The sequence below is a fragment of the Pseudoclavibacter sp. JSM 162008 genome (genome assembly GCF_041366455.1).
Taxonomy (GTDB): Bacteria; Actinomycetota; Actinomycetes; order Actinomycetales; family Microbacteriaceae; genus Pseudoclavibacter.
The window spans coordinates 35,673-61,087 of sequence record NZ_JBEWYX010000010.1; the positions used below are offsets into that span (position 1 = coordinate 35,673).

General features: G+C 68.1%; 25 protein-coding genes. 11 read left to right on the forward strand and 14 right to left on the reverse strand.

The window, feature by feature from the left end; translation table 11 throughout:
* The first annotated feature begins 7 nt into the window (after nucleotides 1–7).
* Nucleotides 8–337 carry a hypothetical protein gene (locus ABVF28_RS09995; protein ID WP_146080809.1) on the forward strand — a complete coding sequence of 110 codons (330 nt, stop codon included), beginning with the start codon at nucleotides 8–10 and terminating at the stop codon, nucleotides 335–337.
* A 122-nt stretch (nucleotides 338–459) separates the two neighbouring features.
* Here the strand turns inward: ABVF28_RS09995 and ABVF28_RS10000 are convergent, their stop codons facing one another.
* A complete protein-coding gene (locus ABVF28_RS10000) occupies nucleotides 460–1,191 on the reverse strand; it encodes a ferritin-like fold-containing protein (RefSeq protein ID WP_371030356.1) in 732 nt (243 codons plus the stop codon).
* A gap of 199 nt (nucleotides 1,192–1,390) precedes the next feature.
* On the opposite strand from ABVF28_RS10000, the gene ABVF28_RS10005 reads away from it, so the two are divergent.
* Nucleotides 1,391–2,881: a DEAD/DEAH box helicase gene (locus ABVF28_RS10005; RefSeq protein WP_371030357.1), complete on the forward strand. Its 1,491-nt coding sequence runs from the start codon at nucleotides 1,391–1,393 to the stop codon at nucleotides 2,879–2,881.
* Nucleotides 2,882–3,008: 127 nt separating this feature from the next.
* Here ABVF28_RS10005 and ABVF28_RS10010 read toward each other — a convergent pair whose 3' ends face one another.
* Nucleotides 3,009–3,884, reverse strand: a complete 876-nt coding sequence (locus ABVF28_RS10010; protein WP_104312288.1) for a PHP domain-containing protein — start codon at nucleotides 3,882–3,884, stop codon at nucleotides 3,009–3,011.
* An 86-nt stretch (nucleotides 3,885–3,970) separates the two neighbouring features.
* On the opposite strand from ABVF28_RS10010, the gene ABVF28_RS10015 reads away from it, so the two are divergent.
* Complete coding sequence (locus tag ABVF28_RS10015) at nucleotides 3,971–5,026, forward strand: endonuclease/exonuclease/phosphatase family protein (protein WP_371030358.1); 1,056 nt, start codon at nucleotides 3,971–3,973, stop codon at nucleotides 5,024–5,026.
* Nucleotides 5,027–5,094: 68 nt separating this feature from the next.
* Complete coding sequence (locus tag ABVF28_RS10020) at nucleotides 5,095–6,666, forward strand: aminopeptidase P family protein (protein WP_371030359.1); 1,572 nt, start codon at nucleotides 5,095–5,097, stop codon at nucleotides 6,664–6,666.
* 16 nt (nucleotides 6,667–6,682) lie between these two features.
* Here ABVF28_RS10020 and ABVF28_RS10025 read toward each other — a convergent pair whose 3' ends face one another.
* On the reverse strand, nucleotides 6,683–7,411 hold the full coding sequence (locus tag ABVF28_RS10025) for a general stress protein (RefSeq protein ID WP_371030360.1): 729 nt from the start codon (nucleotides 7,409–7,411) through the stop codon (nucleotides 6,683–6,685).
* Between the two features lie 96 nt (nucleotides 7,412–7,507).
* Here ABVF28_RS10025 and ABVF28_RS10030 point away from each other — a divergent pair, with 96 nt between their 5' ends.
* Genes ABVF28_RS10030 through ABVF28_RS10040 form a run of 3 tightly spaced genes read left to right on the forward strand, consistent with a single transcriptional unit; the run spans nucleotide 7,508 to nucleotide 10,624 of the window.
* Complete coding sequence (locus tag ABVF28_RS10030) at nucleotides 7,508–8,848, forward strand: magnesium transporter MgtE N-terminal domain-containing protein (RefSeq protein WP_104312612.1); 1,341 nt, start codon at nucleotides 7,508–7,510, stop codon at nucleotides 8,846–8,848.
* Nucleotides 8,835–9,494: a DUF1003 domain-containing protein gene (locus ABVF28_RS10035; protein ID WP_104312291.1), complete on the forward strand. Its 660-nt coding sequence runs from the start codon at nucleotides 8,835–8,837 to the stop codon at nucleotides 9,492–9,494. The genes ABVF28_RS10030 and ABVF28_RS10035 overlap by 14 nt, the downstream gene beginning before the upstream one ends.
* Nucleotides 9,495–9,499: 5 nt before the next feature.
* The gene (locus ABVF28_RS10040; RefSeq protein ID WP_371030361.1) at nucleotides 9,500–10,624 is read left to right on the forward strand and encodes an Mrp/NBP35 family ATP-binding protein; all 1,125 of its coding nucleotides are present in this window, start codon (nucleotides 9,500–9,502) and stop codon (nucleotides 10,622–10,624) included.
* Nucleotides 10,625–10,681: 57 nt separating this feature from the next.
* Here the strand turns inward: ABVF28_RS10040 and ABVF28_RS10045 are convergent, their stop codons facing one another.
* The gene (locus tag ABVF28_RS10045; protein WP_249312005.1) at nucleotides 10,682–11,095 is read right to left on the reverse strand and encodes a Sec-independent protein translocase TatB; all 414 of its coding nucleotides are present in this window, start codon (nucleotides 11,093–11,095) and stop codon (nucleotides 10,682–10,684) included.
* A 133-nt stretch (nucleotides 11,096–11,228) separates the two neighbouring features.
* On the opposite strand from ABVF28_RS10045, the gene ABVF28_RS10050 reads away from it, so the two are divergent.
* Nucleotides 11,229–11,858, forward strand: a complete 630-nt coding sequence (locus ABVF28_RS10050) for an O-methyltransferase (RefSeq protein WP_104312293.1) — start codon at nucleotides 11,229–11,231, stop codon at nucleotides 11,856–11,858.
* Between the two features lie 93 nt (nucleotides 11,859–11,951).
* On the opposite strand, the gene ABVF28_RS10055 is transcribed toward ABVF28_RS10050, so the two are convergent.
* On the reverse strand, nucleotides 11,952–12,122 hold the full coding sequence (locus tag ABVF28_RS10055; RefSeq protein WP_104253630.1) for a DUF3117 domain-containing protein: 171 nt from the start codon (nucleotides 12,120–12,122) through the stop codon (nucleotides 11,952–11,954).
* Nucleotides 12,123–12,338: 216 nt separating this feature from the next.
* Between ABVF28_RS10055 and ABVF28_RS10060 the strand changes: the two genes are divergently transcribed.
* Nucleotides 12,339–12,935 carry a superoxide dismutase gene (locus tag ABVF28_RS10060; RefSeq protein WP_104253631.1) on the forward strand — a complete coding sequence of 199 codons (597 nt, stop codon included), beginning with the start codon at nucleotides 12,339–12,341 and terminating at the stop codon, nucleotides 12,933–12,935.
* Between the two features lie 86 nt (nucleotides 12,936–13,021).
* Here ABVF28_RS10060 and ABVF28_RS10065 read toward each other — a convergent pair whose 3' ends face one another.
* The 3 genes from ABVF28_RS10065 to dapE all read right to left on the reverse strand — a co-directional run bounded on the left by ABVF28_RS10065 (nucleotide 13,022) and on the right by dapE (nucleotide 16,186).
* Complete coding sequence (locus ABVF28_RS10065; protein ID WP_146080810.1) at nucleotides 13,022–13,462, reverse strand: hypothetical protein; 441 nt, start codon at nucleotides 13,460–13,462, stop codon at nucleotides 13,022–13,024.
* A 352-nt stretch (nucleotides 13,463–13,814) separates the two neighbouring features.
* The gene (locus ABVF28_RS10070; RefSeq protein ID WP_211890210.1) at nucleotides 13,815–15,074 is read right to left on the reverse strand and encodes a hypothetical protein; all 1,260 of its coding nucleotides are present in this window, start codon (nucleotides 15,072–15,074) and stop codon (nucleotides 13,815–13,817) included.
* Nucleotides 15,056–16,186: a succinyl-diaminopimelate desuccinylase gene (gene dapE / locus ABVF28_RS10075; RefSeq protein ID WP_104312296.1), complete on the reverse strand. Its 1,131-nt coding sequence runs from the start codon at nucleotides 16,184–16,186 to the stop codon at nucleotides 15,056–15,058. The genes ABVF28_RS10070 and dapE overlap by 19 nt, the downstream gene beginning before the upstream one ends.
* A 76-nt stretch (nucleotides 16,187–16,262) precedes the next feature.
* Here dapE and dapD point away from each other — a divergent pair, with 76 nt between their 5' ends.
* Nucleotides 16,263–17,246 (forward strand): 2,3,4,5-tetrahydropyridine-2,6-dicarboxylate N-succinyltransferase, encoded by a 984-nt coding sequence (gene dapD, locus ABVF28_RS10080; RefSeq protein WP_371030362.1) that lies wholly within the window; start codon nucleotides 16,263–16,265, stop codon nucleotides 17,244–17,246.
* A 172-nt stretch (nucleotides 17,247–17,418) separates the two neighbouring features.
* Here dapD and ABVF28_RS10085 read toward each other — a convergent pair whose 3' ends face one another.
* The 6 genes from ABVF28_RS10085 to ABVF28_RS10110 all read right to left on the reverse strand — a co-directional run bounded on the left by ABVF28_RS10085 (nucleotide 17,419) and on the right by ABVF28_RS10110 (nucleotide 24,667).
* Complete coding sequence (locus ABVF28_RS10085) at nucleotides 17,419–18,753, reverse strand: citrate synthase (protein WP_371030363.1); 1,335 nt, start codon at nucleotides 18,751–18,753, stop codon at nucleotides 17,419–17,421.
* 130 nt (nucleotides 18,754–18,883) lie between these two features.
* Nucleotides 18,884–20,014 carry a succinyldiaminopimelate transaminase gene (gene dapC, locus ABVF28_RS10090; protein ID WP_371030364.1) on the reverse strand — a complete coding sequence of 377 codons (1,131 nt, stop codon included), beginning with the start codon at nucleotides 20,012–20,014 and terminating at the stop codon, nucleotides 18,884–18,886.
* Complete coding sequence (fdxA, locus tag ABVF28_RS10095; RefSeq protein WP_104253637.1) at nucleotides 20,011–20,337, reverse strand: ferredoxin; 327 nt, start codon at nucleotides 20,335–20,337, stop codon at nucleotides 20,011–20,013. Before fdxA ends, dapC begins: the two co-directional genes overlap by 4 nt.
* Complete coding sequence (locus tag ABVF28_RS10100) at nucleotides 20,334–20,804, reverse strand: hypothetical protein (RefSeq protein WP_211890208.1); 471 nt, start codon at nucleotides 20,802–20,804, stop codon at nucleotides 20,334–20,336. Before ABVF28_RS10100 ends, fdxA begins: the two co-directional genes overlap by 4 nt.
* 45 nt (nucleotides 20,805–20,849) lie before the next feature.
* On the reverse strand, nucleotides 20,850–22,766 hold the full coding sequence (gene typA / locus ABVF28_RS10105) for a translational GTPase TypA (RefSeq protein ID WP_179556474.1): 1,917 nt from the start codon (nucleotides 22,764–22,766) through the stop codon (nucleotides 20,850–20,852).
* A 107-nt stretch (nucleotides 22,767–22,873) separates the two neighbouring features.
* A complete protein-coding gene (locus ABVF28_RS10110) occupies nucleotides 22,874–24,667 on the reverse strand; it encodes an ABC transporter ATP-binding protein (RefSeq protein ID WP_371030365.1) in 1,794 nt (597 codons plus the stop codon).
* 113 nt (nucleotides 24,668–24,780) lie between these two features.
* On the opposite strand from ABVF28_RS10110, the gene ABVF28_RS10115 reads away from it, so the two are divergent.
* Nucleotides 24,781–25,386 (forward strand): hypothetical protein, encoded by a 606-nt coding sequence (locus tag ABVF28_RS10115; protein ID WP_179556472.1) that lies wholly within the window; start codon nucleotides 24,781–24,783, stop codon nucleotides 25,384–25,386.
* Nucleotides 25,387–25,415 lie beyond the last annotated feature (29 nt).

A 25,415-nucleotide genomic window follows, 5' to 3' on the forward strand; every position in this document is an offset into this window, starting at 1 on the left:
CACCACCATGGAACTCATGTTCGCGGGCCTTGCGGGAATCCTGCTCGGTGTGGCTGTGCAATTCGCGGCACCCCATCGGGCCACGCGGGGCACGGTGCTCCTTCCCGCGCTGGGCGGCATCGTCGCGCTCGTGGCCTGGCAGGCGCTCACCTGGCTCCAGGGCCCAGCGCCATGGCTCGCCTATGACGGAGGCTGGATCTGGGTCATCACCCTCGTTGTCGCCGCGGTCGTGACCATCGCCGTCGGCTGGTCGCTGAGCGCTCGCCGCCAGCACGATGACGACGACCTGCTGCACCGTCTCAGCCACCTCGGCCGCGCGCAGACGACCACGTCGTAGGCGAGTCGGTCTCCCGCTCGCCGCAGACGATCAGGCCCCCGTGTCCCGACACTCCGACTGGAGTGTCCGGGCCGGGGGCCTTCACCTTGGCCCCATTACAGGGGCAGGGTCGTGCAGGTCCGTCAGGCAGCGAGCCCAAGTGTGTTCATCCGCCGGGAATGACCGGCGTACAGCACCGACGCGAGCTTCTCGAGCTGCGCTTCCCCGTCGGGGATGAGGGCATCTCCACTCGCTCCCAGCGGCACGTCGAGGGCGAGCCTGATCGCGAGCACGGTGTCGCCGACGATGCGGCGTCCCCACATCGCGAGTCGGTCGCCGAGGCCGTCTTCGTAGTGGATGGCCGCCTCGATCACCGGCAGCAGCTGATCCCGCTCCTCGTCGGTGAGGAAGACGGCCGCAAGCGCCGCCCGGTACTGCTCGCCGCCCTGCTCGGCAACCTCCCCGAAGAAGTCGCGGAAGAAGCCGGACGCGAGGTGGCAGCTCAGCAGACGCTGCGCCCAGTCGTGCCCGAGCACTCGTTCCGGGTAGCCGGAGAAGTGCTCGGCAGCCTCGCCGATGCGTGCGATGGACGTCTGCTCCGCCGCGGCCTCTGCACCGCCGAGCAGGGTCCTGTGCCGCTCGAGCGCGGCGTTGGCGGCCGCTCCGATGTGCTGCTTGTTGGCGAGCGCGGGCGCTTCGTTGACGATGGCCGACAGCTCCTGGAACAGCAGCAGCTCGAGGTACGCGGCGCGCGCGACAAGCACGTCGACGGGAACCAGCAGGTCTCCCAGCGACGTTGCTGGCTTCGGCGCGGATGCCGGGGCTGCGTCGTCCGTGGATCGGTCTCCGCTGCGCCTTCCGAATACTGGCTTCACACGCACATCCTATGTGCCAGACGAGTCCGTCCTGGTGCAGCTCCTGGCCGGTCCGCGTCAGGCGATCTCGGTTCCCGCCCATGTCCGGAGGACCAGAAAGCAGCTATTCGCTAGACTGTGGCGATGCCGCGACCGCGGCCGTTCGGCGCCCTTCGACTTCCCGGGCGCATCCCACAACTGCAGACAGGGCGTTTCACTCGTGAAGTTCTCCGACCTTTCCATCGATGCCGACATCGTCTCGGCCCTCGAGGGACACGGCATCACCGAGCCGTTCCCCATCCAGGAGCAGACGATTCCTCTCGCGCTGAGCGGGCAGGACATCATCGGCCAGGCCAAGACCGGTACTGGCAAGACCTTCGGCTTCGGCCTCCCCCTCATCCAGCGCCTCGGCCTCGACCCCGCCCATGGCGTGCAGGCGCTGGTCGTCGTGCCCACGCGCGAGCTCGCGGTCCAGGTCTACGAAGACCTCGAGATCGCCGTCTCCGGTCGCACCACGACCGTCGTCCCGATCTACGGCGGCAAGGCGTACGAGGGCCAGATCGAGCAGCTCAAGGCCGGCGCCCAGATCGTGGTCGGCACCCCGGGCCGTCTCCTCGACCTCGCGCAGCAGCGCATGCTCAACCTCTCCAACGTGCGCGAGATGGTGCTCGACGAGGCCGACAAGATGCTCGACCTCGGCTTCCTCTCCGACATCGAGCGCCTCTTCGCGCAGACGCCGGCGACGCGCCACACCATGCTCTTCTCCGCGACGATGCCCGGGCCGATCGTCGCCCTCGCCCGCCGCTTCATGACGAAGCCGATCCACATCCGCGCGACCGACCCGGATGAGGGCATCACGCAGGCGAACATCGAGCACGTCATCTACCGCGCCCACCCGCTCGACAAGGACGAGATGATCGCCCGCATCCTGCAGGCCGAGGGCCGCGGGAAGACCGTCATCTTCACGCGCACCAAGCGCGCAGCGGCAAAGCTGATGGAGGAGCTCACCGACCGTGGCTTCAAAGCCGCCGCCGTCCACGGCGACCTCAACCAGGAGCAGCGCGAGCGTGCCATGGCGGCGTTCAAGGCCGGCAAGAAGGACGTGCTCATCGCGACCGACGTCGCGGCGCGCGGCATCGACGTCGACGACGTGTCGCACGTCATCAACCACACGATCCCGGAGGACGAGAAGGCCTACCTGCACCGTGTGGGCCGCACGGGTCGCGCCGGCAACACGGGCATCGCCGTGACCTTCATCGACTGGGACGACCTGCACAAGTGGGCGCTCATCTCGAAGGCGCTCGAGCTCGGAGCGGAGGAGCCCGTCGAGACGTACTCCTCCTCCCCGCACTTCTACGCCGACATGCGCATCCCAGAAGGCACGAAGGGGCGCATCGCCGCACCGAAGCGGGAGGTGCAGTCGCCCGGCAGCCGCCACAGCTCGAGTGAGCGCAACGAACGCAGCGAACGCGGCGGCTCTTCGACGCGAGGCTCGTCGGAGCGGCCCGCACGTTCACGCTCGCGTCGCCGCAGCGACGACTCGAGCGCCGCTCCGGAAGGCCAGGCGCCCGCAGCGCAGGCCGCGTCCGGAGAGCAGCCTGCCGCCGAGGCCGGGGCAGAACGCCCGGCTCGGCGACGTCGTCGCCGTCGCGGCGGTGGAGCCGGCAGCGAGTCAGGCGCCCCTCGCCAGGAGTCGCAGCCCAGCGAGTAGTCGCTGCCCAGCGAGCATCCGCGGCGAGCCGAGATGATCGCTGCACGAATGCAGACGGCGCCGAGCACCAGCTCGGCGCCGTTCGCGTCCCCCGCGACGCCGCCGCCCGTCGCCGATCTCAGGCTGGTCAGAGCGGGGTCGCTCCGCCGATCACTGGACCGCTGCCCGTCGCCTGCTCCAGGATCCGCTCCAGCTGCTCGGGCGCCGTCGTGTTCTCGCCGAGTCGGTTCGGCTTTCCCGCACCGTGGTAGTCGCTCGACCCCGTGACGATGAGGTCGTGCTCTGCCGCGATGTCCAGCAGGAGGCGCCGGCTCTCCGCATCGTTCTCCCTGTGCCCCACCTCGAGCCCGCCGAGGCCGGCCTGCACCAGCTGCTCGAGGACGTCGGCTGCCATTCCCCGCCTTCCCCTCGATCCCGGATGCGCGAGCACGGGCACCCCACCGGCCCTCCGGATGAGCCTGACGGCGTCGAACGGGCTGGGAGCGTAGTGCGCGACGTAATAGCCGCCTCGCCAGTGCAGGATGGTCTCGAACGCGGCGACACGGCTCTCGACGATGCCCTTGGACACCAGCGCATCGGCGATGTGCGGACGGCCGACCGTCGCGCCGGGCTCCGTGACGGCGAGCACGTCGTTCCAGTCCAGGTCGTGGTCGCCGCCGATCATCTGCACCATCCGCTCGGCACGCGAGACTCTGGACTCTCGCACCTGCTGCATCTCCGCCAGCATGACCTCGTTCGCGGGGTCGATGAGGTAGCCCAGCACGTGAATGCTCGCGTGGTTCAGCTGGGAGGAGAACTCGATGCCGGGGATGAGCGTCATGCCTGTCTCCCGCGCCGCGACGCTGGCGTCCGCCCAGCCCGCCGTCGTGTCGTGGTCGGTGAGGGCGATGACATCGAGGCCCGCCCTCGCCGCCTGCCGCACGACGTCACCAGGCGACTCGGTCCCGTCTGAGACCACCGAGTGGGTGTGGAGATCGATGCCTGGCTTGTCGGAGGGGGTCATGCTTCGATCAAATCACAGGGGGTCCGGAAGTGAACGCCACGCGCCTCCCAGGCTCTCTTCGGCTCTGGGGCTACGCTGAGGCGGTCATGCCGCGCAGCTCTTCACACCCCAGACGTTCCTCTCTCGCCGGCCACCGTGCAGCGGGGATCCTCCTCGGGCTGGTCGCGCTCGCCGCGGCGATCGTCCTCGGCTGGCCGCAGCTGCTCGACCTGCAGCGCGCGCCGCTGGTGGCCCAGGCGATCTCGTTCCGGCTGCCCGTGGCCATCGGGGCGACGGCGATCCTCCTGCTCCTGCTCATTCCGGTCCTCGCCTCTCGGAAGGCGCGCGCGGTCCTCGGGATGACCGCTCTGGTCATCGCGCTGTTCGTCGCGTCGACGGTCGCTGTGCTCTTCGACCGGGGCCTCGGTGCTCCCCTCGCCGCGAGCGACGCGCCGGGGTCCATCAACATCCTGAGCTGGAACACGCGCGGCGACGCTCCCGGCTCCCCCTCGATCGCCGAGCTCGCCGTGGAAGTCGGTGCGGATGTCGTCGTGCTCCCGGAGACGACCGAGGAGCTGGGCGTGGAGATCGCCGCGCAGATGTCCGAGGCCGGCTCACCCATGTGGGTGCACACCCAGACCATCGATGAGGACTACAAGGCCACGTCGACGACGCTCCTCATCTCTCCGGACCTCGGCGACTACGAGGTCGTCACCGACCGCGGTGATACGAGCACGCTTCCGACGGTCATCGCGGTCCCGGTCGACGGCAGCGGCCCCACGATCATCGCCGCGCACCCCGTCTCGCCGACGCCGGGCAACATGGAGGCGTGGAAGGCCGACCTGGAATGGCTCGCGGCGCAGTGCACGAGCAACACGATCGTCGCCGGCGACTTCAACTCGACGCTCGACCACCTCTCGGGTCTTGGAGAGAGTGGCTCCAGCCAGCTCGGCTCGTGCGAGGATGCGGCGCTGGCGACGGGCAACGGCGCCGTGGGCACCTGGACCGCGGGAGTGCCTCCGCTGCTCGGTGCCAACATCGACCGTGTCATGGCGACGCCGGAGTGGAGCGTCACGGGCTTCGAGGTGGTGGTCTCCCGCGACGACGCCGGCAGCGACCACCGGCCGGTGTTCGCGCAGCTTTCCCCGTCGTCGCTGAGCTGACGCGCCTTCTCATCGAGAGCGCCTCGACGGTGACCGCGTCGTCCAGTTTTCCGCGCGACAATGGTGGGGTGACTACCTCCGACCGCTCCCGCACCCTGTCCGCCACAGCACCTGCCACAGCATCCGCCACGGAGGCGGCATCGGCCGTGGACGAAGGCGCGCAGGCCGTCGAAGCGCCTGCCAACGAGAACCGCAGCACGACGCCGAAGAGCGACGTGTTCCGGTCGCAGATCATGCGCGGCTGGGCAGAGCGCGACGAGCCGCTGCCGGAGGCCCGAGTGTCGGTGCCGACAGCCGCCGCCCACCGCGACGCGATCTCCGCACGTCATCGGGGCGCGCGGCTTGTGATCCCAGCGGGGAGTCTGAAGCAGCGCTCGAACGACACCGACTACCGCTTCCGAGCGCACTCCGCCTTCTCGCAGCTGACGGGGTGGGGCTCGGACGCCGAGCCTGGCGCCGTCCTGGTGCTCGACCCCGTCGACGACGGCCACGACGCGACGGTGTACTTCCGCGAACGCGCCGGCCGCGACAGCGACGAGTTCTACGCGAACTCCGAGATCGGCGAATTCTGGATCGGCCCACGGCCGTCGCTCGCGCAGACCGCCGCCGACCTCGACGTCGCGGCTCGGGATCTCGCCGAGTTCTCCGAGCTCGGTCTGGTGACGGACGCGCGCACGCTCGTGCTTCGCGAGGCCGATGCTGCGCTCACGGACCGAGTCGACGAGGCTCGGCGCACCATGTCGCTCCCCGACGCCGAGTTCGATGAGCTCCTCGCCGACGACGCCCTCCTCGCCCAGGACCTCAGCGAGCTCAGGCTTGTGAAGGATGCCTACGAGATCGGCCAGATGCGCGAGGCCGTCGCGGCCACGGCCGCGGGCTTCGACGACATCGTCGCGGCCCTGGCGCAGGCGTCCGCCCATCCGCGCGGTGAGCGGATCGTGGAGGGCGTCTTCCAGCAGCGGGCGCGCCTCGAGGGCAACGACGTCGGCTACGACACCATCGCGGCCTCCGGGAGCCACGCCTGCATCCTCCACTGGACGAAGAACTCCGGCGCGGTGCGCCCAGGCGAGCTGATCCTCGTGGATGCGGGGGTCGAGGTCGACTCGCTGTTCACGGCGGACATCACGCGGACGATCCCGGTGACGGGACGGTTCAGCGCGGAGCAGCGCCTCGTGTACGAGATCGTCCTCGAGGCCGCGGATGCCGCGTTCGCGATCGTTCGCCCGGGGATCACGTTCCGCACGATCCATGACACGGCGATGGAGGTCATCGCCAAGCGCACGCAGGAGCTCGGCATGCCGCTGGGGGTCGGCGAGACGGACCCCGCCGAGCAGCTGTACCGCCGCTACATGGTCCACGGCACGAGCCATCACCTCGGCATCGACGTGCACGACTGCGCGAAGGCGCGCCGCGAGCTCTACCTCGACGGCGTGCTCGAGGCGGGCATGGTGTTCACGATCGAGCCGGGGCTGTACCTGCAGCCGGACGACCTCACGGTGCCAGAGCAGCTCAGGGGCATCGGCGTGCGCATCGAGGACGACATCCTCGTCACGGCCGACGGCGCCGAGAAACTCTCGTCAGCCATTCCGCGGACGGTTGCGGATGTCGAGTCGTGGTTCGCGAGGCTTCACGGCGAATAGCGGCGGGGCCGCTGGCTCAGGACGTGCCGTTGGGCCCCGGCCGTCCCTGGTCTGCCTGCTGGTCGCGCTTCTCGCGCTCGAGGCGCCGCAGCTCGGCCTGCGCTTCTGAGTAGGTGCGGCGGGGCGCTGCGGGGGCAGCTTCGGTGTCCGTGCTCGCCGCGTCAGCTGCCGGCGCGTCGAGTCCGGGCTGCTGCGCGGGAGGTGCGGCGGGCGGCACGTGAGCCGGCGCCTGCTGGGCTGGCACCGCAGCGGCAGGTGCCTGCTGCGTGCCGAGGAGACCGCGCGCCTTCCCGGCGTGCTCCCGCGGCACGACGACGTCGAAGTGCGTCGCGACGACCTGCATGACCGAGGTGAACTGCCGACGCTGCGGGTTCGCCGCGTATCCGATGACACTCCAGATCACGGAGAAGCCGATCGCGACGGGCAGGATCGCAATGAGGGTCTCGAAGCCGACCCCGGGCGTGACGATGAGCACGAGCAGCCCGACGAAGAGACCGAGCATGACGCCTGTGCCGACCGCACCGAGCGCCGCCTTGCCGAACGACATGCGGCCCGTGACCCGCTCGACGGTGCGCAGGTGACTGCCGAGGATCGAGACCGTCGAGACCGGGAAGTCCTGCTTCGCGAGACCGTCCACGACGGCGCGGGCTTCCTCGTAGCTCTCGAGGCTCGCGATCACGTCGCCCTCTGGGACCTTCGGGAACCGACTGCGCGCGCCACGTGTCGTCGTGCCTGGGGTTGTCATGCCGCCATTCTCTCAGCACGCCAGTAGGAAACGCGGCGGCCCGGTCACATGTTCGCTCTCGGCTGGCGAGCCCTCACGGGCGACTACCATTGGCCCGTGAGCGTCTCCAAGGTCTTTACAGCGCGACTTTCCGCGTGCCCCGTCTTCGACGAGGACGGCGACCGCATCGGCAAGGTGCGCGACGTCATCGTCGAGTACCGCGCAGCGCACTCCCCGCGCGTCAACGGGCTCGTCGTCGAGACGAAGAGCAAGCGACTCATCTTCATCCCGATCCGTCAGGTCGAGTCGATCGGCTCGGGGCAGATCGTCGTGAGCGGTGAGATCGACTCGCGCCCGTTCGTGCAGCACGGGCAGGAGGTGCGTGTGCTCGCGGACCTCGCTGACCGCTCCGTGACCTTCAACGACGGGACGGCGACTGGCACCATCGAGGATGTCCAGATCGAGGAGGACGCGCAGGGGTACTGGAACGTGGGCCAGCTGTTCGTCCGCCTGCCTCGCAAGAGCAAGCAGCTCTTCGGCACCGGCCCGACGCGCTTCGCGACGTGGGACGAGGTCACTCCAGAGGTGACGCTCGGTGAGCAGCAGGCGGCGACCCAGTTCCTCACGGCTCACTCCGACATGAAGCCGAGCGACTTCGCGACAGCGCTCCTCGATCTGCCGGATGCACGCCTCAAGGAGGTCGTGAGCATGCTGCCGGACGAGCGGCTCGCGGATGTGCTCGAGGAGATGCGGGAGTCCGATCAGGTGACGATCATCGAGTGGCTCGATGAGGAGCATGCGGCTGACGTGCTCGACAAGATGCAGCCTGATGACGCCGCCGATCTCGTGGCCAAGCTGGACGCGGTCAAGAGCGAGGCGCTCCTGCAGCGAATGGACCCGGAGGAGGCGGAAGAGGTCCGCATGCTCCTCGAGTTCGCACCGGACACCGCTGGTGGTCTCATGACCACCGATCCCGTCATCCTCCCCGGGGACGCCACGGTGGCAGAGGCGCTCGTGCTGATCCGCCGGAAGGACCTCCCGGCTGCTCTCGCGACCAGTGTCTTCGTGACCCTCTCCCCCTACGAGCCGCCGACCGGCCGGTACCTCGGCCTCGTGCACTTCCAACGGCTCCTCAGATATCCGCCGCACGAGCGCCTCGACACCATCCTCGACCGCGAGATGGAGCCAGCGCCGACGACGATGCGCGACGCCGAGGTTGCTCGTGTGCTCGCGAGCTACGACCTCGTCGCGCTGCCCGTCATCGACGAGGCGCACCGCCTCGTGGGCGTCGTGACGATCGACGACGTCCTCGATCACCTCCTGCCAGAGGACTGGCGACAGGTCGACGCGGAAGGCGAGGTCGTGCCCAGCCGCGTCTCGCAGCGTGTCGGCACGAAGCGCGCCGTCACCGCCCCCGCGAACTCTCCAGTGGTCCGGAGGACTCATGGCACGTCGTGAAGACGATCTCGAGCGCCCGAAGGTCAAGGGCCTCCACCTCCGTCGGCCGCGCCCGAAGCCGAGGCGTGACGCTCGTGGAGACGACTCAGAGAACCGCGACCACGAGCGCAGCGATGCGTTCGGCCGCGGCATGGAGGCGTTCGCCCGAGCCATGGGCACCCCCGCCTTCCTCGTCGGTCTGTCGCTGTTCGTCATCTTCTGGGTCGTGTGGAACTCGATGGCACCCATCGAGCTACGCTTCGACTCCGCCGACCTCGGCTTCATCGCCCTCACGCTCATGCTCTCGCTCCAGGCGTCCTACGCGGCCCCCATGCTGCTGCTCGCCCAGAACAGGCAGGATGACCGCGACCGCGTGCAGATCGCGCAGGACCGGCAGCGCGCCGAGCGCAACTCGGCCGACCTCGAGTACCTCGCGCGCGAGATCGTGGCATTGCGCGTCCTGACCAAGGATCTGGCCTCCAAGGACTTCATCCGGGCCGAGCTGCGCGCCCTGCTCGAGGACATCGAGGACCTCGATGATCCCGACGAGGAGGGCTCTGAGACCATCTCGCGCGAAGAGCAGCGGGTCAGCGACTCAGCGAGGCGACGTGCGGAAGCCATCCGGGACAGGAAGCGCGCGGCAAAGTCGGCAGAAGAGCAGGTGTGAGCGGCGTGACCGTCGCTGCGGACATCTGGGGCGCGCTCGGCGAGGTGAGCGACCCTGAGCTGCGTCGACCGCTGACCGAGCTCGGCATGATCGAGCGCGTCGACGAGCGCGGGGACGGGTCGTTCGAGGTCGAGCTCCGCCTCACGATCGTGGGCTGTCCTGCTGCCCGCCAGATCGAGCGGGACGTGCGATCTGCGATCGAGTCGGTCATCGACGGCGCGCCCTACGAGCTCGTGGTGGGCGTCATGACGCGCGAGCAGCGGACCGCGCTCACCGAACGGCTCCGCGGCTCGCGAGCCGGACGCGTGCATCCGTTCGGCAAGGACTCGCTGACGCGTGTCATCGCCGTGACGAGCGGCAAGGGCGGTGTCGGGAAGTCGACGGTGACGGCGAACCTCGCCGCGGCGTTCGCTCGACGCGGGCTCAGCGTGGGCCTCATCGACGCGGATGTGCACGGATACTCGATTCCGGGTCTCTTCGGGTTGGGTGAAGATGTCTCGCCCACTCGGGTCGGCGACATGATCGTGCCGCCTGAGGCGCACGGGGTCAGGCTCATCTCGATCGGCATGTTCCTCGGCGACGACGCGCAGGTGGTCGCGTGGCGCGGCCCGATGCTGCACCGCACGATCGAGCAGTTCCTCACCGACGTGTACTTCGGCGACCTCGACGTCCTGCTTCTCGACCTGCCGCCGGGAACCGGCGACATCGCCATCTCCCTCGGACAGCTGCTGCCGGGAGCCGAGGTCGTCGTCGTCACGACACCCCAGGCCGCGGCGGCCGAAGTCGCGTGGCGCTCGGGTGCGCTCGCCAGGAAGACCGGCCAGCGCGTCATCGGCGTCATCGAGACGATGTCGCCGTTCGCTTCGGCCGACGGTGAGCGTGTCGCGCTCTTCGGAGAGGGCGGCGGAAGGGCGGTCGCTGATCGTCTGAGCGAAGACGGCTCCCCCGTCGAGCTGCTCGCCGAAGTGCCCGTCAGCCAGTCTCTGCGCGAGTCCGGCGATGCAGGCACGCCCCTGCTCCGGCACGCACCGACCACTCCGGCGGGCATCGCCCTGCAGCAGGCGGCGGAAGCGCTGCTCGCCCAGCCGAGGGGGCTCAGCGGGCGCAGGCTGCCCGTGTCGCTCGTCTAGACAGGGCTGGCAGACATGCAGCGCGCCCGACCGCGTGAGCGTCGAAGGGCGTCAGGATCAGGTCGCCTCGCCGTCGAAGGGCACGGGCCCGACCACGGCGGGAGCTGGAGCGGCGCCTGCTGCCCAGCTCGGTCGCGAAGCACCGCCGATCGCGGCGGCGGCTCCTCCAGCGGCCAGCGCCGCGGTGCTCGCAGCCGCTCCTGTCGAGGTCGGCTTCGCGACAGCAGGTTCAGGGGCCACGGGCTCGTCTTCAGCGAGGAGCGCGTCGCGGATGATGCGGCGGGGATCGTACTGTCTGGGGTCGAGCTTGCGCCAGTCGACGTCCGCGAAGTCGTCGCCCATCTCCTCTTTCATGCGCGACTTGGCGTTCGTGGACGCACCACGAAGCCACTTGACCGCATCAGCGAGACGCTCGGCAGCTTTCGGGAGCTTGTCGGGACCGATGATGAAGGCCGCGATAATGCCGATCAACAGCAATTTCTCAAACGTCAGCCCAAACACCGTCCCATCATAGGCTCTGGTCTGCGCCAACACGGCACTCGAGGGACGCCAGCTGGGACTCCCATTCGGGCCCCGAGGGCCAGGCCGACGCTAGTCTTGGAGAATGTCTGAACTGGAGCTCAGCTCGCGCTACATCAACGAGCGAATCGTGGACGATGCCCTCGTCCGGGATGCTCGTCAGCTGACGCTCGAACTCGGACTCCCGCTCCCCTCGGCGGCAGCCGCCGCCCATCTGACGTTCCTCGCCGCCGCCACCGGCGCATCCACGATCATCGAGATCGGCACCGGGGCGGGAGTACTGACCCACGCGGTCTGGCGCGGCGCGCCCGGCGCGACGATCACCTGCATCGATGCCGAGCCCGAGTACCTCGGCCACGCTCGTCGCCTGCTCATCTCGGCGGGTGCGCGAGGCGCGAGCCTCCGATTCATCACGGGCCACCCGCAGGACGTGCTCCCCCGCATGACGGAGGGCGGGTACGACCTCGTCGTCATCGGCGGCGACGTGGCGCACATCGGCGCTCACCTGCAGCACGGACTCCGGCTCATCCGCCCGGGCGGCACGATCGTGGCACTCGGCGCGCTCAATGGCGGCAAGGTGGCATCGCCGGCCCGCCGCGATGCGCTGACGAGCGGCCTCCGCGCGCTCTACGCCGAGTTCGACCTGCAAGACGACCTGCGGCTCTCACTCCTGCCTCTTGACGGCGGGATCCTGCAGCTCACGAAGCTGCGCTAGACAAGAGGGCCCCGAGCAGGCACAGCAGACGAGCAGGCACAGCAGAAGGGCGCCGACCGAATGGTCGACGCCCATCTGCTTCGTGCGGAACGGCTATTCGCCGACGACCGAGCTCAGCGCATCGCGAAGCTCGCGTGCTTCGTCGTCGTTGACGGACACCACGAGGCGCCCGCCACCCTCGAGGGGTACACGGACGATGATCAGCCGTGTTTCGCGGATGGCTTCCATAGGTCCGTCACCAGTACGCGGTTTCATCGCGGCCATAATTGCGCCTCCAAGATTTGTGCAGTGTCCTCCTAGTATCCCAAATTCGTGGACGGAGTGTGCATTCGGCCCTCCGGAATGTGAAAAGTCGTGTTCTGGATGCACGCAGATTTGCGGGGAATCGACGGGGGAACGACCAGAAGCGAGGTGTAGCGTCGAAAGGCGTTGGCGTCGACGACGCCTCCTGCTCTTGCCAGATGATCGAAAGGACTTTCCGTGGCTGAATACACGCTTCCCGACCTTCCATACGACTACGCGGCACTCGAGCCCCACATCTCAGCTCGCATCATGGAGCTGCACCACGACAAGCACCACGCGACGTACGTCAAGGGCGCGAACACGGCCCTCGAGCAGATCGCCGAGGCGCGAGACAGCGGCAACCTCGCGAACATCAACAAGCTCGAGAAGGACCTTGCCTTCAACCTCGGCGGGCACGTCAACCACAGCGTGTTCTGGACCAACCTCTCCCCCGAGGGCGGCGAGCCAGAGGGTGGCATCAAGGACGCCATCGACGAGCAGTTCGGCGGACTCGAGAAGTTCCAGGCGCAGTTCACCGCGGTGGCCCTCGGCGTCCAGGGTTCCGGCTGGGCGGTGCTCGGCTACGACCAGACCGGCGGCAACCTGACGACGTTCCAGCTCTTCGACCAGCAGGGCAACATCCCGTTCGGGGTCACGCCGCTCCTGCAGCTCGACGTGTGGGAGCACGCCTACTACCTCGACTACCAGAATGTCCGTGCCGACTACATCAAGGCGTTCTGGAACATCGTGAACTGGAAGAACGTCGGCGAGCGCCTCGACGCCGCACGCTCCTAGCTCAACCAGCGGGGCAACCCGCAGACGACGATTGCCGCATCCGTGCTGGATGCGGCGATCGCTGTCTGCGGGCTCGGGCGGGCAGGTCAGCCCTTGGCGACGGCGACGGCCCGCTCGAGGGCCGCGACGCACTGCCCGTCGGTCTCGCGCGTGATCGTCACGACGGTCCTGTCCTCGACGTAGTGGCAGATATCCGCATTGACCGTCTCTCCGTGCACGACGTCTTCGAGCTTGTAGACGGTGCCAGCCCCAAGCGGCTCTGACGCGTACGTGGAGGTCCCGAGACTCTGCCCCTCGGCCGAGCTCTCGAACTCGTCAAACGTCGAGGCCGCGTCGAAATCCTCGCTCGCGGGAATAGTCGCGATGTGCAGCGACGTCTCACGCCACTTCTGCTCGGCAGACTTCACCGGCGTCCAGCTGCAGACATTGTCACTTGCATCCCCGAGCTGGACGAACTCGTCCCCCTGCTGCCCGAAGAAGATGGACCGGAACGTCACGACCTCAGGAGCCAACAGCTCGCCTTTCATGGCCTCTGTGAACTGGTCGCACTGATCCGCTGAGTCGATCGAAGCGACAGCCCAAACCGCAGCGGGCTGCTCCGTCTCCTCGGGCGTCGCCGAGGAGGGAGCGGTGGGTGACGACGTGGTCGTGGGGCCCGCCTCCCCCGGTGTCGCCTAACACCCCGAAAGTGCCAGCATCCCGACCGCCGCCATGACCACGATCCGCCCCGCCCCAACTCGTTCCATGTCCTGCTCCCCCGTGTTCTGTCGACGCTGCTGCGTCGGTGCTGCTGCCTGCACTCAATGTAGGGTTCACCAGGTCTTTCTGTGCCGGAAACGATGACGCTCCGGCCACGGAACGGTGACGTTTTGGACCGGGCTAAGCCGGGGTCCAGTCACCCTCCACGGTGTACCAGCAGATGTACAGCCAGACCAGCTGGCCGACGAGCATGACGACGACCACACCGACCCGATAGAGCGGTGACTTGGGGATGGCGACCGCGCCGAGGACGGGGAACATCGGCATGAGCAGACGGAAGGTGCTCGACTGCGGGAAGAACACGGCGAACAGGTATGTGAAGTAGCTGAGCAGCCAGATCCTGATCTCGATGCCGAGCCTTCGCATGACCGGGAGCGCGATGACGCCGAGCACGACGACGACGAACAGGACGACGATGATGGCACCGATCGGCTGCCCGAACCAGAACGTCGCACCGTGGAACCAGCCGGTGAATGGCACGAGCTCGATGGGGCCGGTGTAGTGGATGCGCCAGGCCAGCTCAGTGTCGATGTAGGCCGACGGAACGCCGGTGACGGCCCACGCGATGAGGAGCCAGCCGAAGCCGGCGAGCGCCGAGAGCAGACCGGCCGCCATGACCTTGATGACCTCCGGCTTCGGGAAGTCCTCCCGGCCTTTGGCATGCATCCACCAGCGAGCGAGGAAGTACAGGCCGAGCGTCATGGCCCATGCGAGCCCGGTCGGGCGGGTGAAGGACGCGATGACGATGACGGGGAGCATGACGAGCCACTGGCGCTTGATGAGCAGGTACAGCAGCAGCGCGACGAAGAAGTTCTGCGCGCTCTCCGCGTAGCCGAGCTGCAGCAACGGGCTCGTCGGCCCGATGCAGAAGAGCAGCGTCGCGAACGACGTCGTGCTCTTGTCGACGACCAGGGCCAGCGTTCGGTTGAAGACCCATGCCGCGCCGAACCCGAAGGCCGTCGCGACGAGCACCGACGCGATCTCCCAGGGGAGCGTCGTCACGAGCATCAGCGCGCGGACGAGCACGGGGTACACGGGCATGAACGCCCACGCGTTCTCGGTCACCTGCCCTTCGTCGTTCCTCGGCAGGTCACTGGAGTAGCCGTACGGCCCCGTCGCGATGCGCTCGTACCAGGCGGAGTCCCAAAGGTTCGAGAAGGTCCACAGGTCGGGCTTGGCCGGCGACTGCCAGGTCTCCTGCTGCTGTGATGCGAACGCCAGCAGGAACGTGGTCGTCACGACGCGGGAGACGGCGAAGATGATGGCGACCTGCGCAAGCGGCGGCAGGCGATTCCAGTAGTAGGAGAAGTAGGTGGGTCGTGTGTCAGCGGCGACGGTGAAGTCGTCGCGCCCCGTCCTGGCTAGCGTGAGGTCAGCCACGTGCGCAGTCCCTCCTCGACGCGCGTGATCTCGGTCAGCAGCACCCGCTCGTCGTCCGCGTGCGCCTTCAACGGGTCGCCTGGGCCGTAGTTGACGGCTGGGATGCCCAGGGCCGAGAAGCGCGCTACGTCTGTCCACCCGTACTTCGGCTTGGCTTCCGCCCCTACCGCCTCCAGGAAGCCCCGGGCGAGCGGTGCGTCCAGCCCGGGACGAGCGGCGGGAGAGCGGTCCACGAAGTCGAGCTCGAAGTCGCCGAACCACTCTCGGAGCTTGGCCTCGGCCTCGTCGAGCGACTTGTCCGGAGCGAAGCGGTAGTTGACATGCACGACGCACTCGTCGGGGATGACGTTGCCGGCCACTCCCCCTGAGATACGGACGGCGTTGAGCCCCTCCCGGTAGTCGAGCCCCTCGACGGGAACGGTGGCCGGCTCGAACGCTGCGAGCCTCGCGAGGATCGGCGCCGCCCTGTGGATGGCGTTCTCGCCCACCCAGGCGCGCGCGGAGTGCGCGCGCTTGCCTCTCGTGCGGATGTCGACGCGGATCGTGCCGTTGCAGCCACCCTCGACCTCCCCCTTCGTGGGTTCGCCGAGGATCGCGAAGTCCGCGGCGAGCAGATCGGGTCGCGCATCGGCGAGCCGACCGAGGCCGTTGAGGTCCGAGGCGACCTCTTCGTTGTCGTACCAGATCCAGGTGACGTCGACGGCGGGTTCCGTGAGCTCTGCCGCGAGCCGCAGCTGCACGGCGACACCCGCCTTCATGTCGACGGTGCCGCGACCCCAGAGGTACTCGCCGGCCGGCGTGCCCGGCACGTCCGCGGCCGCCTGCTCGGGCGTCAGCACCTCGCTGCGGGTCGGGAGGTTCTCGTTGATCGGAACCGTGTCGATGTGCCCGGCGATCGCGACCCGCTGCGTGCGACCAAGCGACGTGCGCGCGACGATCGTGTTGCCGAGCCGGAGCACTTCGAGATGCTCGAACGGCGAGAGCGCAGCCTCGATCGTGTCGGCGATCGCCGCCTCGTCGCCAGACACCGACGGGATGTCGCACAGCAGCCTCGTGAGTTCGGTCGAAGGTCGCGTCAGATCGATGGCGTCGGCGCTCGCGAGAGAAGACATGCGCTCAAGCCTAAGTCCTCCACCGGAACGGGCCCGCTCGTGCCCGCGCGAGCCCTTCGCTGGGTAGCCTGGAGCCATGACCAACGATGCACCAACCTCCAACGACCCGCGGACCGCGTGGGGCGACGGCCTCGCCACCATCACGAACGACGGACAGGTGCTCGACGCCTGGTTCCCGACACCCGCGCTCGGCGCCCTGCCAGAGGGCCGAGACCCGCACATCTCGCCCGCGAGCTTCGCCGCCCTCGCCTACGATGACGAGCGTCGCCAGGTCCAGGTCAGCCCCGTCACGGTGACCGTGGAGCTGGACGGTCCCGTCGAGAGCGTCGTCGATGCCTACCTGCGCCTGCACCTCCTGAGCCACCTCATCGTCGAGCCAAACAGCATCAATCTCGACGGCATCTTCGGCCACCTTCCGACCAACGCGTGGACCAACGTCGGGCCCATGCGCCCCGAGCTCGCGGCGAGCTCGCGCGCGGGCCTTCAGCGCGAGGGCATCCAGGTCTACGCCGTCGACAAGTTCCCGCGCCTCCTCGACTACGTCATGCCGGCGGGTGTGCGCATCGCGGACGGCGGACGGGTGCGGCTCGGTGCGCACCTCGCGCCGGGAACGGTCGTCATGCACGAGGGCTTCGTCAACTTCAACGCGGGCACGCTCGGCCGTTCCATGGTCGAGGGCCGCGTCTCCCAGGGCGTCGTCCTCGGAGCCGGCAGCGACATCGGCGGCGGCGCATCGATCATGGGCACGCTCTCCGGCGGCGGCAAGGAGCGCATCCGAATCGGCGAGCGCGCACTGCTGGGCGCGAACTCCGGCATCGGCATCTCGCTTGGCGACGACTCGATCGTCGAGGCCGGCCTCTATGTCACGGCCGGGACGAAGGTCTCCCTCATCGGCGTGAGCGACCCCGACGGTCAGATCGGTGAGCCCCGCTCGGTGAAGGCCGCCGAGCTCTCCGGTGTGCCCAACCTGCTGTTCCGTCGCAACTCGCTCAACGGCGCCGTCGAGGCCCTGGCCCGCACGGGGGCTGGCATCCAGCTCAACGACGCGCTGCACGCCTAGCGGCAACCCCCGCAACTCGGAGACGAAACAACACTCCCCGCTGGCCACCTGTCGTGCGGCTCGAGCGGGGAGTGTCTTGTTCGTTCAGCGTAGAGCGAGAGCCGCCGGAACGGAAGCCCTTTCAGGGGTTTCCAGGTTCCGGCGGCTCTCTCTTGTCGTCGCGCGGCCAGCGTCAGAGAAGCTGGAAGCCGCGGTTCTCCGGGTAGTGCCGCTCCGGCTCCCCCGTGTACAGCTGCTGCGGGCGACCGATCTTCGTCTTGGCGTCGGCGTTCGCCTCACGCCAGTGCGCGAGCCAGCCGGGCAGCCGGCCGATGGCGAAGAGCACCGTGAACATGCGCGTGGGGAACCCCATGGCCTTGTAGATGAGGCCCGTGTAGAAGTCGACGTTCGGGTAGAGGCTGCGCTCTTTGAAGTAGTCGTCGTTGAGCGCGACCTGCTCGAGCTGCGTGGCGAGCTCCAGGAGCGGGTCGTTGACGCCGAGGGCGGCGAGCACCTCGTCGGCGGACTCCTTGACGAGCTTCGCGCGCGGGTCGTAGCTCTTGTAGACGCGGTGCCCGAAGCCCATGAGGCGGACGCCGTCTTCCTTGTTCTTCACGCGCTCGACGAAGCGGTCGACGCCCTCGCCCGATTCCTGGATCTGCGCGAGCATCTTCAGGACGGCCTCGTTCGCGCCACCGTGCAGCGGGCCGTTGAGCGCGCTGATGCCGGCTGAGATCGACGAGTACATGTTCGCCTCGGTCGAGCCGACGAGGCGGACCGTCGACGTCGATGCGTTCTGCTCGTGGTCGGCGTGCAGGATGAGGAGGCGCTCGAGCGCCTTCGAGAGCACTGGGTTGACCTCATACGGCTCGGCGAGGTTGCCGAAGTTGAGCTTGAGGAAGTTGTCGACGAAGTCGAGCGAGTTGTCCGGGTACAAGAAGGCCTGGCCGATGCTCTTCTTGTGCGCGTAGGCGGCGATGACCGGTATCTTCGCGAGGAGGCGGATGGTCGACTGCTCGACCATCTCGGGGTTGTGGACGTCGAGCGAGTCCTCGTAGTAGGTCGAGAGCGCGTTGACCGCGCTGGAGAGTACCGACATGGGGTGAGCGTGCGGCGGCAGTGCCGTGAAGAAGCGCTTGAGATCCTCGTGCAGGAGGGTGTGGTGGCGGATGCGATCCGTGAAGTTCTCGTACTCGGACTCGGTGGGGAGCTGACCGTAGAGGAGCAGGTAGGCGACTTCGAGGAAGCTCGACTTGGAGGCGAGCTCCTCGATCGGATAGCCGCGGTAACGCAGGATGCCGTTGGCACCATCGATGTACGTGATGGCGGACTTGGTCGACGACGTGTTGACGAAGCCCTGGTCGAGCGTCGTGTACCCCGTCTGCTTCATGAACGTCGAGATGTCGACCGCGTCAGCGCCTTCGGTGGCGCGCAGGACTGGGAAATCCGCGGTCCTGTCGCCGATCCTGAAGGTGGCCGAGTCCGCCTCGTGCTGGTGGGCCTCAGCCTGCTTGTGCTGTTCAGTCACAGATCCTCCTCGAGCGAGTGGGGGATGCTCCCCGGCGAGCACGCAGAACGCGCAGTGTTCTCATAGCCTAATCGGTCGACAAGGTGACTATGCGAATCCACAATGAAACCCGCGATGTGCTGTCTGTTGTCTACTGCGCGTGCACCGAATGGTCGGCACTGGCCGCAATCAGGCGCCGAGCGGCCTCAGCGATCTGCGCATCGGTGGCCGTCAGGGAGATACGGACGTACTGGGCTCCGGCGTCGCCGTAGAAGACGCCCGGCCCGCCGATGATGCCCAGATCGGCGAGCGCGCCGATCGTGGTCCACGAGTCATGTCCTGTCGTGCCCCAGAGGTAGAGCCCCGCCTCGCTGTGCTCGATGCGCAGCCCCCAGGACTGCAGGGCCGGCAGCAGCACCTCGCGGCGTCGGCGGTAGCGGTGGTACTGCTCCCTGGCGTGCTCGTCATCGCCGAGCGCCGTCGCGACCGCCGCCTGCACAGGAGCTGGCACGATGAGGCCGGCATGCTTGCGCGCGACGAGGAGTCTCTCGATCAGCGTGGCATCACCAGCGATGTACGCCGCTCGGTATCCGGCGAGGTTCGAGCGCTTCGACAGCGACGAGCAGGCGAGGATGTTCGTCAGGTCACCATCGGTTACCCGATCGTCGAGGATGCTCGGGATGCGCTCCCCCGACCATTCACCCCAGCCGAGTTCGGCGTAGCACTCGTCGTTCACGATGATGGCGCCCAGCTCCCGCGCACGTTCGACCGCGGCCCTGAGCTCGTCGACGCCGAGGACGCGTCCGTCCGGATTCCCGGGGCTGTTCAGCCAGATGAGCTTCGTCGACGCGGGCCAGGAAGCCGGGTCGTCATCTGAGAACCCCGCCGCCCCAGCGAAGACGGCGCCGATCTCGTACGTGGGGTACGCGCGTGCCGGGTAGACGACGGTATCGCCTGCACCGAGGCGCAGGAAGAACGCCGCCGTGGCGACGAACTCCTTCGAGCCCACCGTGAGCATCGTGTTCGCTCGCTCGAGGCCCGTGACACCCCGGCTCCTCGCGAACCACTCGACCACTGCATCCCGCGCCTCAGGGGTGCCGATTGTCGTCGGGTAGGAGTGCGCGTCGGCGTGCTCGCGCAGCGCCGTCCGCACGATCTTGGGAGTCGGGTCGACCGGCGAGCCGATCGACAGGTCCACGGCGCCGTCAGGATGCGACTTCGCTCGTTCGACGTACGGCGCGAGGTTGTCCCACGGATAGTCGGGAAGCTCACCCAGCGTCACGCGCCGTCCCCCTGGGGGTCGAGCGCCGCGATGAGGGGGTGGTCGTGATGGATGACGCCCACCTTGGCCGCGCCTCCCGGGGAGCCGATCTCGCTGAAGAAGTCGACGTTCGCGGTGTAGTACTCGCTCCACTCGTCGGGCAGGTCATCTTCGTAGTAGATGGCCTCGACGGGGCACACGGGCTCACAGGCCCCGCAGTCGACGCATTCGTCCGGATGGATGTAGAGCATCCGGTCGCCCTCGTAGATGCAGTCGACGGGGCACTCGTCGATGCAGGCCCGGTCTTTCACGTCGACACAGGGAAGGGCGATGACGTAGGTCACTTGGGTGACTCCTCCAAGTTCGTGGGCGATCTCCCATCGTACTCGTCGCGGACGGGCGTCGTTCGCGCGCGACGGCTCGGGAGCTGCGGCCAGAATGCGCAGGCCGCCGCGATGAGCGATGCGAGCGCCAGCCACGCGAGGCCGAATGCGTCCCCGACGACGACGACGCTGGACCCGGGGTTCCAGAGTCCGAGGGCGCCGACCGCCGCGACGACGCCGGCCGCGAAGCCCGTGGTCATCCACCGATCGACGAGGTACATGCGGAGGCCGATGCCGAGGCACAGGATGCAGGCGAGTCCGAGCACGATACCGACCCACAGCGTGGTGTCGAAGAGCTCGACGCGACCGCGGTGCAGGAACGTCGTGACCGTGCCGACGATGAGGCCGAAAAGCGCGTAGAGCAGCGCCCCGAGGATTCGCTCCCCGGTTCGCTGCTCTCCGGCAGGCTGTTCGATGACTTCCGTCATACGACCTTAATCTTCACTGCGAACCGTGCGAGTTCGCACGTTCGACTACTGCTTCTTGGCGCGCGACGTGGCACGTGCACGTGCGTTGCCGTCGAGGAGCAGCTTGCGGATGCGGATCTTCTCGGGCGTGACCTCGACGCACTCGTCTTCGCGAGCGAACTCGAGGCATTCCTCGAGCGTGAGCTGGCGCGACGGGGTCATCGACTCGAACGTGTCCGCGTTGGCGGAACGCATGTTCGTGAGCTTCTTCTCCTTGGTCACGTTGACGTCCATGTCGTCGGCGCGCGAGTTCTCGCCGATGACCATGCCCTCGTAGACCTCTTCGGTCGGCTGCACGAAGAACGACATGCGCTCCTGCAGGGCGATCATCGCGAACGGCGTCGCCACTCCGGCGCGGTCGGCGACGATCGAGCCCGACGTGCGGGTCGTGATCGGGCCGGCCCATGGCTCGTAGCCGTGCGAGATGGCGTTGGCGATACCGGTGCCGCGTGTGCTGGTCATGAACTCGCTGCGGAAGCCGATGAGGCCACGCGACGGGATGACGAACTCCATGCGCACCCAGCCGGTGCCGTGGTTCGACATGGACTCCATGCGGCCCTTGCGCGCCGCGAGGAGCTGCGTGATGGCACCGAGGTGCTCCTCTGGCGAGTCGATCGTGAGGTGCTCGTACGGTTCGTGCGTCTTGCCGTCGACGATCTTCGTGACGACCTGCGGCTTGCCGGCGGTCAGCTCGAAGCCTTCGCGACGCATGTTCTCGATGAGGACGGAGAGCGCGAGCTCGCCACGGCCCTGGACTTCCCAGGCGTCCGGGCGGCCGATGTCGAGGACACGGATCGAGACGTTGCCGATGAGCTCGCGGTCGAGACGGTCCTTGACCATGCGCGAGGTGAGCTTGTGGCCCTTGACCTTGCCCATGATGGGCGAGGTGTTCGTGCCGATCGTCATCGAGATGGCCGGCTCGTCGACCGTGATGCCGGGGAGCGGGCGGATGTCCTCGGGGTCGGCGATCGTCTCGCCGATCATGATCTCGGGAATGCCGGCGACGGCGACGATGTCACCGGGGCCTGCGGAGTCGGTGGGGACGCGGTCGAGCGCCTTCGTCTCGAGCAGCTCCGTGATGCGCACGTTGTGCACCGAGCCGTCGTTCTTGACCCAGGCCACGTTCTGGCCCTTCTTGAGCGTGCCGTTGAAGACGCGCAGCAGAGCGAGACGTCCGAGGAACGGCGAGCTGTCCAGGTTCGTCACGTGCGCCTGCAGCGGCGCCTCCGGGTCGAAGGCGGGCGGCTGGATGTGCTTGAGGATCGTCTCGAAGAGGGGCTCGAGGTCGTCGTTGTCCGGCAGCTCGCCGTCAGCGGGCTGGTTGTGCGAAGCGGCACCGGCACGCCCGGAGGCGTAGAGGACGGGCAGGTCGAGCAGCGCGTCGATGTCGAGATCCGGTGCTTCGTCGGCCATGTCGGAGGCGAGGCCGAGGAGCAGGTCCTGGCTCTCGGCGACGACCTCGTCGATGCGGGCGTCTGGACGGTCGGTCTTGTTGACGCAGAGGATGACGGGCAGGTTCGCGGCGAGCGCCTTGCGGAGCACGAAGCGAGTCTGTGGGAGGGGCCCCTCGGACGCGTCGACGAGCAGGACGACGCCGTCGACCATCGACAGGCCGCGCTCGACCTCACCGCCGAAGTCGGCGTGGCCGGGGGTGTCGATCACGTTGATCGTGATCGGGCCATCCGTGGCGTGCTTCCCCTTGTACGAGATCGCCGTGTTCTTGGCGAGGATGGTGATGCCCTTTTCACGCTCGAGGTCGTTCGAGTCCATGACTCGGGCCTCGGTCGAGTTGCTGTCGTGCTCGCCAAACGAGCCCGTCTGCTTCAGCATGGCGTCGACGAGGGTCGTCTTGCCGTGGTCGACGTGCGCCACGATGGCGACGTTACGGAGTTCAGAACGGTGGGCGACAGGCACAGCAGTCATTCAGGGGTGCTTTCATTTGAGAAAAGGGCAGTTCATCCTACGTCACGGAGGGCACGCCTCCCGACCAGCGTGAGATGGGCCTCACGCTGGTCGAAGTTTCTACCGGGTCACTGCCCGGATTCGCGCTCCTCGGCTTCCGCCCGCAGCACGTTCTCCTGCTGCTCGCTCGGCGCGTCGGAGACCACGATGTCGTCGCCGAGCACCTCGTTCGTGACCGCACCGGCCGTCGCCCGCTTGAGCGCGGCGCGCTCCTCGCGACGCATCGCCTGCTCGTCAGGGTCGGGAACCGGCACGGCAGCGACGAGACGCTGCGTGTACGGATCCTGGGGTGCGCGCAGGATCTGGTCCGTCGGCCCCTGCTCCACGATCTTGCCGTGGTTCATGACGATCACGCGGTTGGCGAGCTGGTCCACGACGGCGAGGTCGTGGGTCACGAAGAGCACCGCGAACTGCAGGCGCTGCTGGATCTCGACGAGCAGCTCCAGCACGCGCTTCTGCACCGAGACGTCCAGTGCCGACGTCGGCTCGTCGGCGACGAGGAGCTTCGGCTCGAGCGCGAGGGCTCGAGCGATGCCGATGCGCTGACGCTGGCCGCCGGAGAGCTCGTTCGGGTAGCGGTTGCGGAAGGACCGGGGCAGCTCGACCTGGTCGAGCAGCTCGCCGACGCGGGCCTCGATCTCGGCCTTCGTGAGCTTCTTCTCGAGGATGAGCGGCTCGGCGATCGACTGCCCGACGGGCCAGCGGGGGTTGAGCGACGAGCCCGGGTCCTGGAAGACGATGCCGATGTCGCGGCGCACCTTCGCGAGGTCCTGCCGGGAGACGCCGTTGAGCTCGACGCCGTTGAGCTTCATGGAGCCAGCCGCGACCGGCAGCAGGCCGACGACCGCTCGCGCGACCGTGGTCTTGCCGGAGCCGGACTCGCCGACGACGCTGACGATCTCGCCAGGGTAGATCTCGAACGTCGCGTCCTCGACCGCCTTGAACGCTGGGACGCGCCCCTGCTTCGGGTACTCGATGTCGGCGTTCTGCACGACGAGAGCCGGCTCGCCCGTGAACTCGCGCGCGTCCAGCCCGCTCGCCTCCCCCGTGCCGAGGTGCGGCACGGCGTCGAGCAGCGTCTTCGTGTAGGCATGCTGCGGGTTCTTGAAGATCTCGCGCACCGTGCCGCGCTCGACGATCTCTCCACCCTTCATGACGATCACGTTGTCGGCGATGTCGGCGACGACGCCCATGTCGTGCGTGATGATGACGATGGCCGAGTTCAGGCGCTCGTGGAGTGAGCGCATGAGCTCCAGGATCTCGGCCTGGATCGTCACGTCGAGCGCTGTCGTCGGCTCATCCGCGATGAGGAGGTCGGGGTCGCAGCTCAGGGACTGCGCGATCATGGCGCGCTGGCGCTGGCCGCCGGAGAGCTGATGCGGGTACGAGTCGAACGCCTTGGCCGGGTTCGGCATCTCCACGAGGCGAAGCAGCTCGAGCGCACGCTCGCGCGCATCGTTCGGCGTCATCGTCGGGTTGTGGATGCGCAGGGCCTCAGAGATCTGGAAGCCGATCGTGAGCACGGGGTTGAGCGCGGTCATCGGCTCCTGGAAGATGACCGCGATGTCATTGCCACGCGCGCGACGAAGCGTCGACTGCGGGGCGCCGATGAGCTCGGTGCCGTTGAGCTTCGCGCTTCCGGACGTGCGCCCGTTCTTCGGGAGCAGGTCAAGCAGCGTCATCGACGACACCGACTTGCCGGAGCCGGACTCGCCCACGATGGCGAGCACCTCGCCCGGCCGGACCACGTAGTTGATGTCCTTCGCGGCGGGGACCCAGTCTCCGCCGACCCAGAACTCGACGCTCAGGTCCTGCACCTCGAGGATGGGCGTCGTGTCGTCTTTGCGTGAAGTCGTGCTCATGAGCGTGCCTCCCGGTGGGCTGCGGTCGAAGTGCGTGGAGTCTGAGGTGCGAGCGGACCGACTGCCGGTCCGCTCACCGCGGTGGGACGGGATTCGTCTGCGACACTTGGCTCGTGTCCGAGCGAACAGTTCTCCGCCCCCGCATGGGTCTTGTCGTCTACGGCGTCATCGCCGCCATGGCGCTGGTCGCCGTCATCTCCGTGGCGGTGACGCCCGGTGCCGGCCGCCACCTGCTCTCGGTGCTGCCGCTGCCCATCCTGGCGCTCGGCGTCGGCTGGATCACCCTCGTGAGCCCGAGCGTCGTCTTCACCGATGATGCGCTCGAGGTGAACAACCCCCTCAAGAAGACGGTTGTGCCATACGGCCACATCGAGCTCGTCGAGACGACGCGCGGCTTCACCGTCACCACGCCGGAGGGCAAGGTCAGCGCGTGGGCCGCTCCCCCGCCCGACCGGCTCAGCGCCGAGCGAATGGACCCGCGCGACCCGCTCCTGTGGAAGGACCCTCGCCGACTCACCGACGAGTCGCAGAGCATCCGCACGAGCGCCGCTCCCGGCACGTACTCGGGAGACGCGGCCGTGAACCTCACGCACCGCAGGGCCCAGCAGCAGCGTGAGGCCGGAGCCCCGCTCGCCCCGGTCGTGCGCACGCAGAACGTGGCGAACACGGTGGTGCTGATCACCACCCTGCTGGTCGTCGGCGCGCTCTTCGCGTTCTAGCCCCACAGGGGCCAGCGACCCGGCGCGCT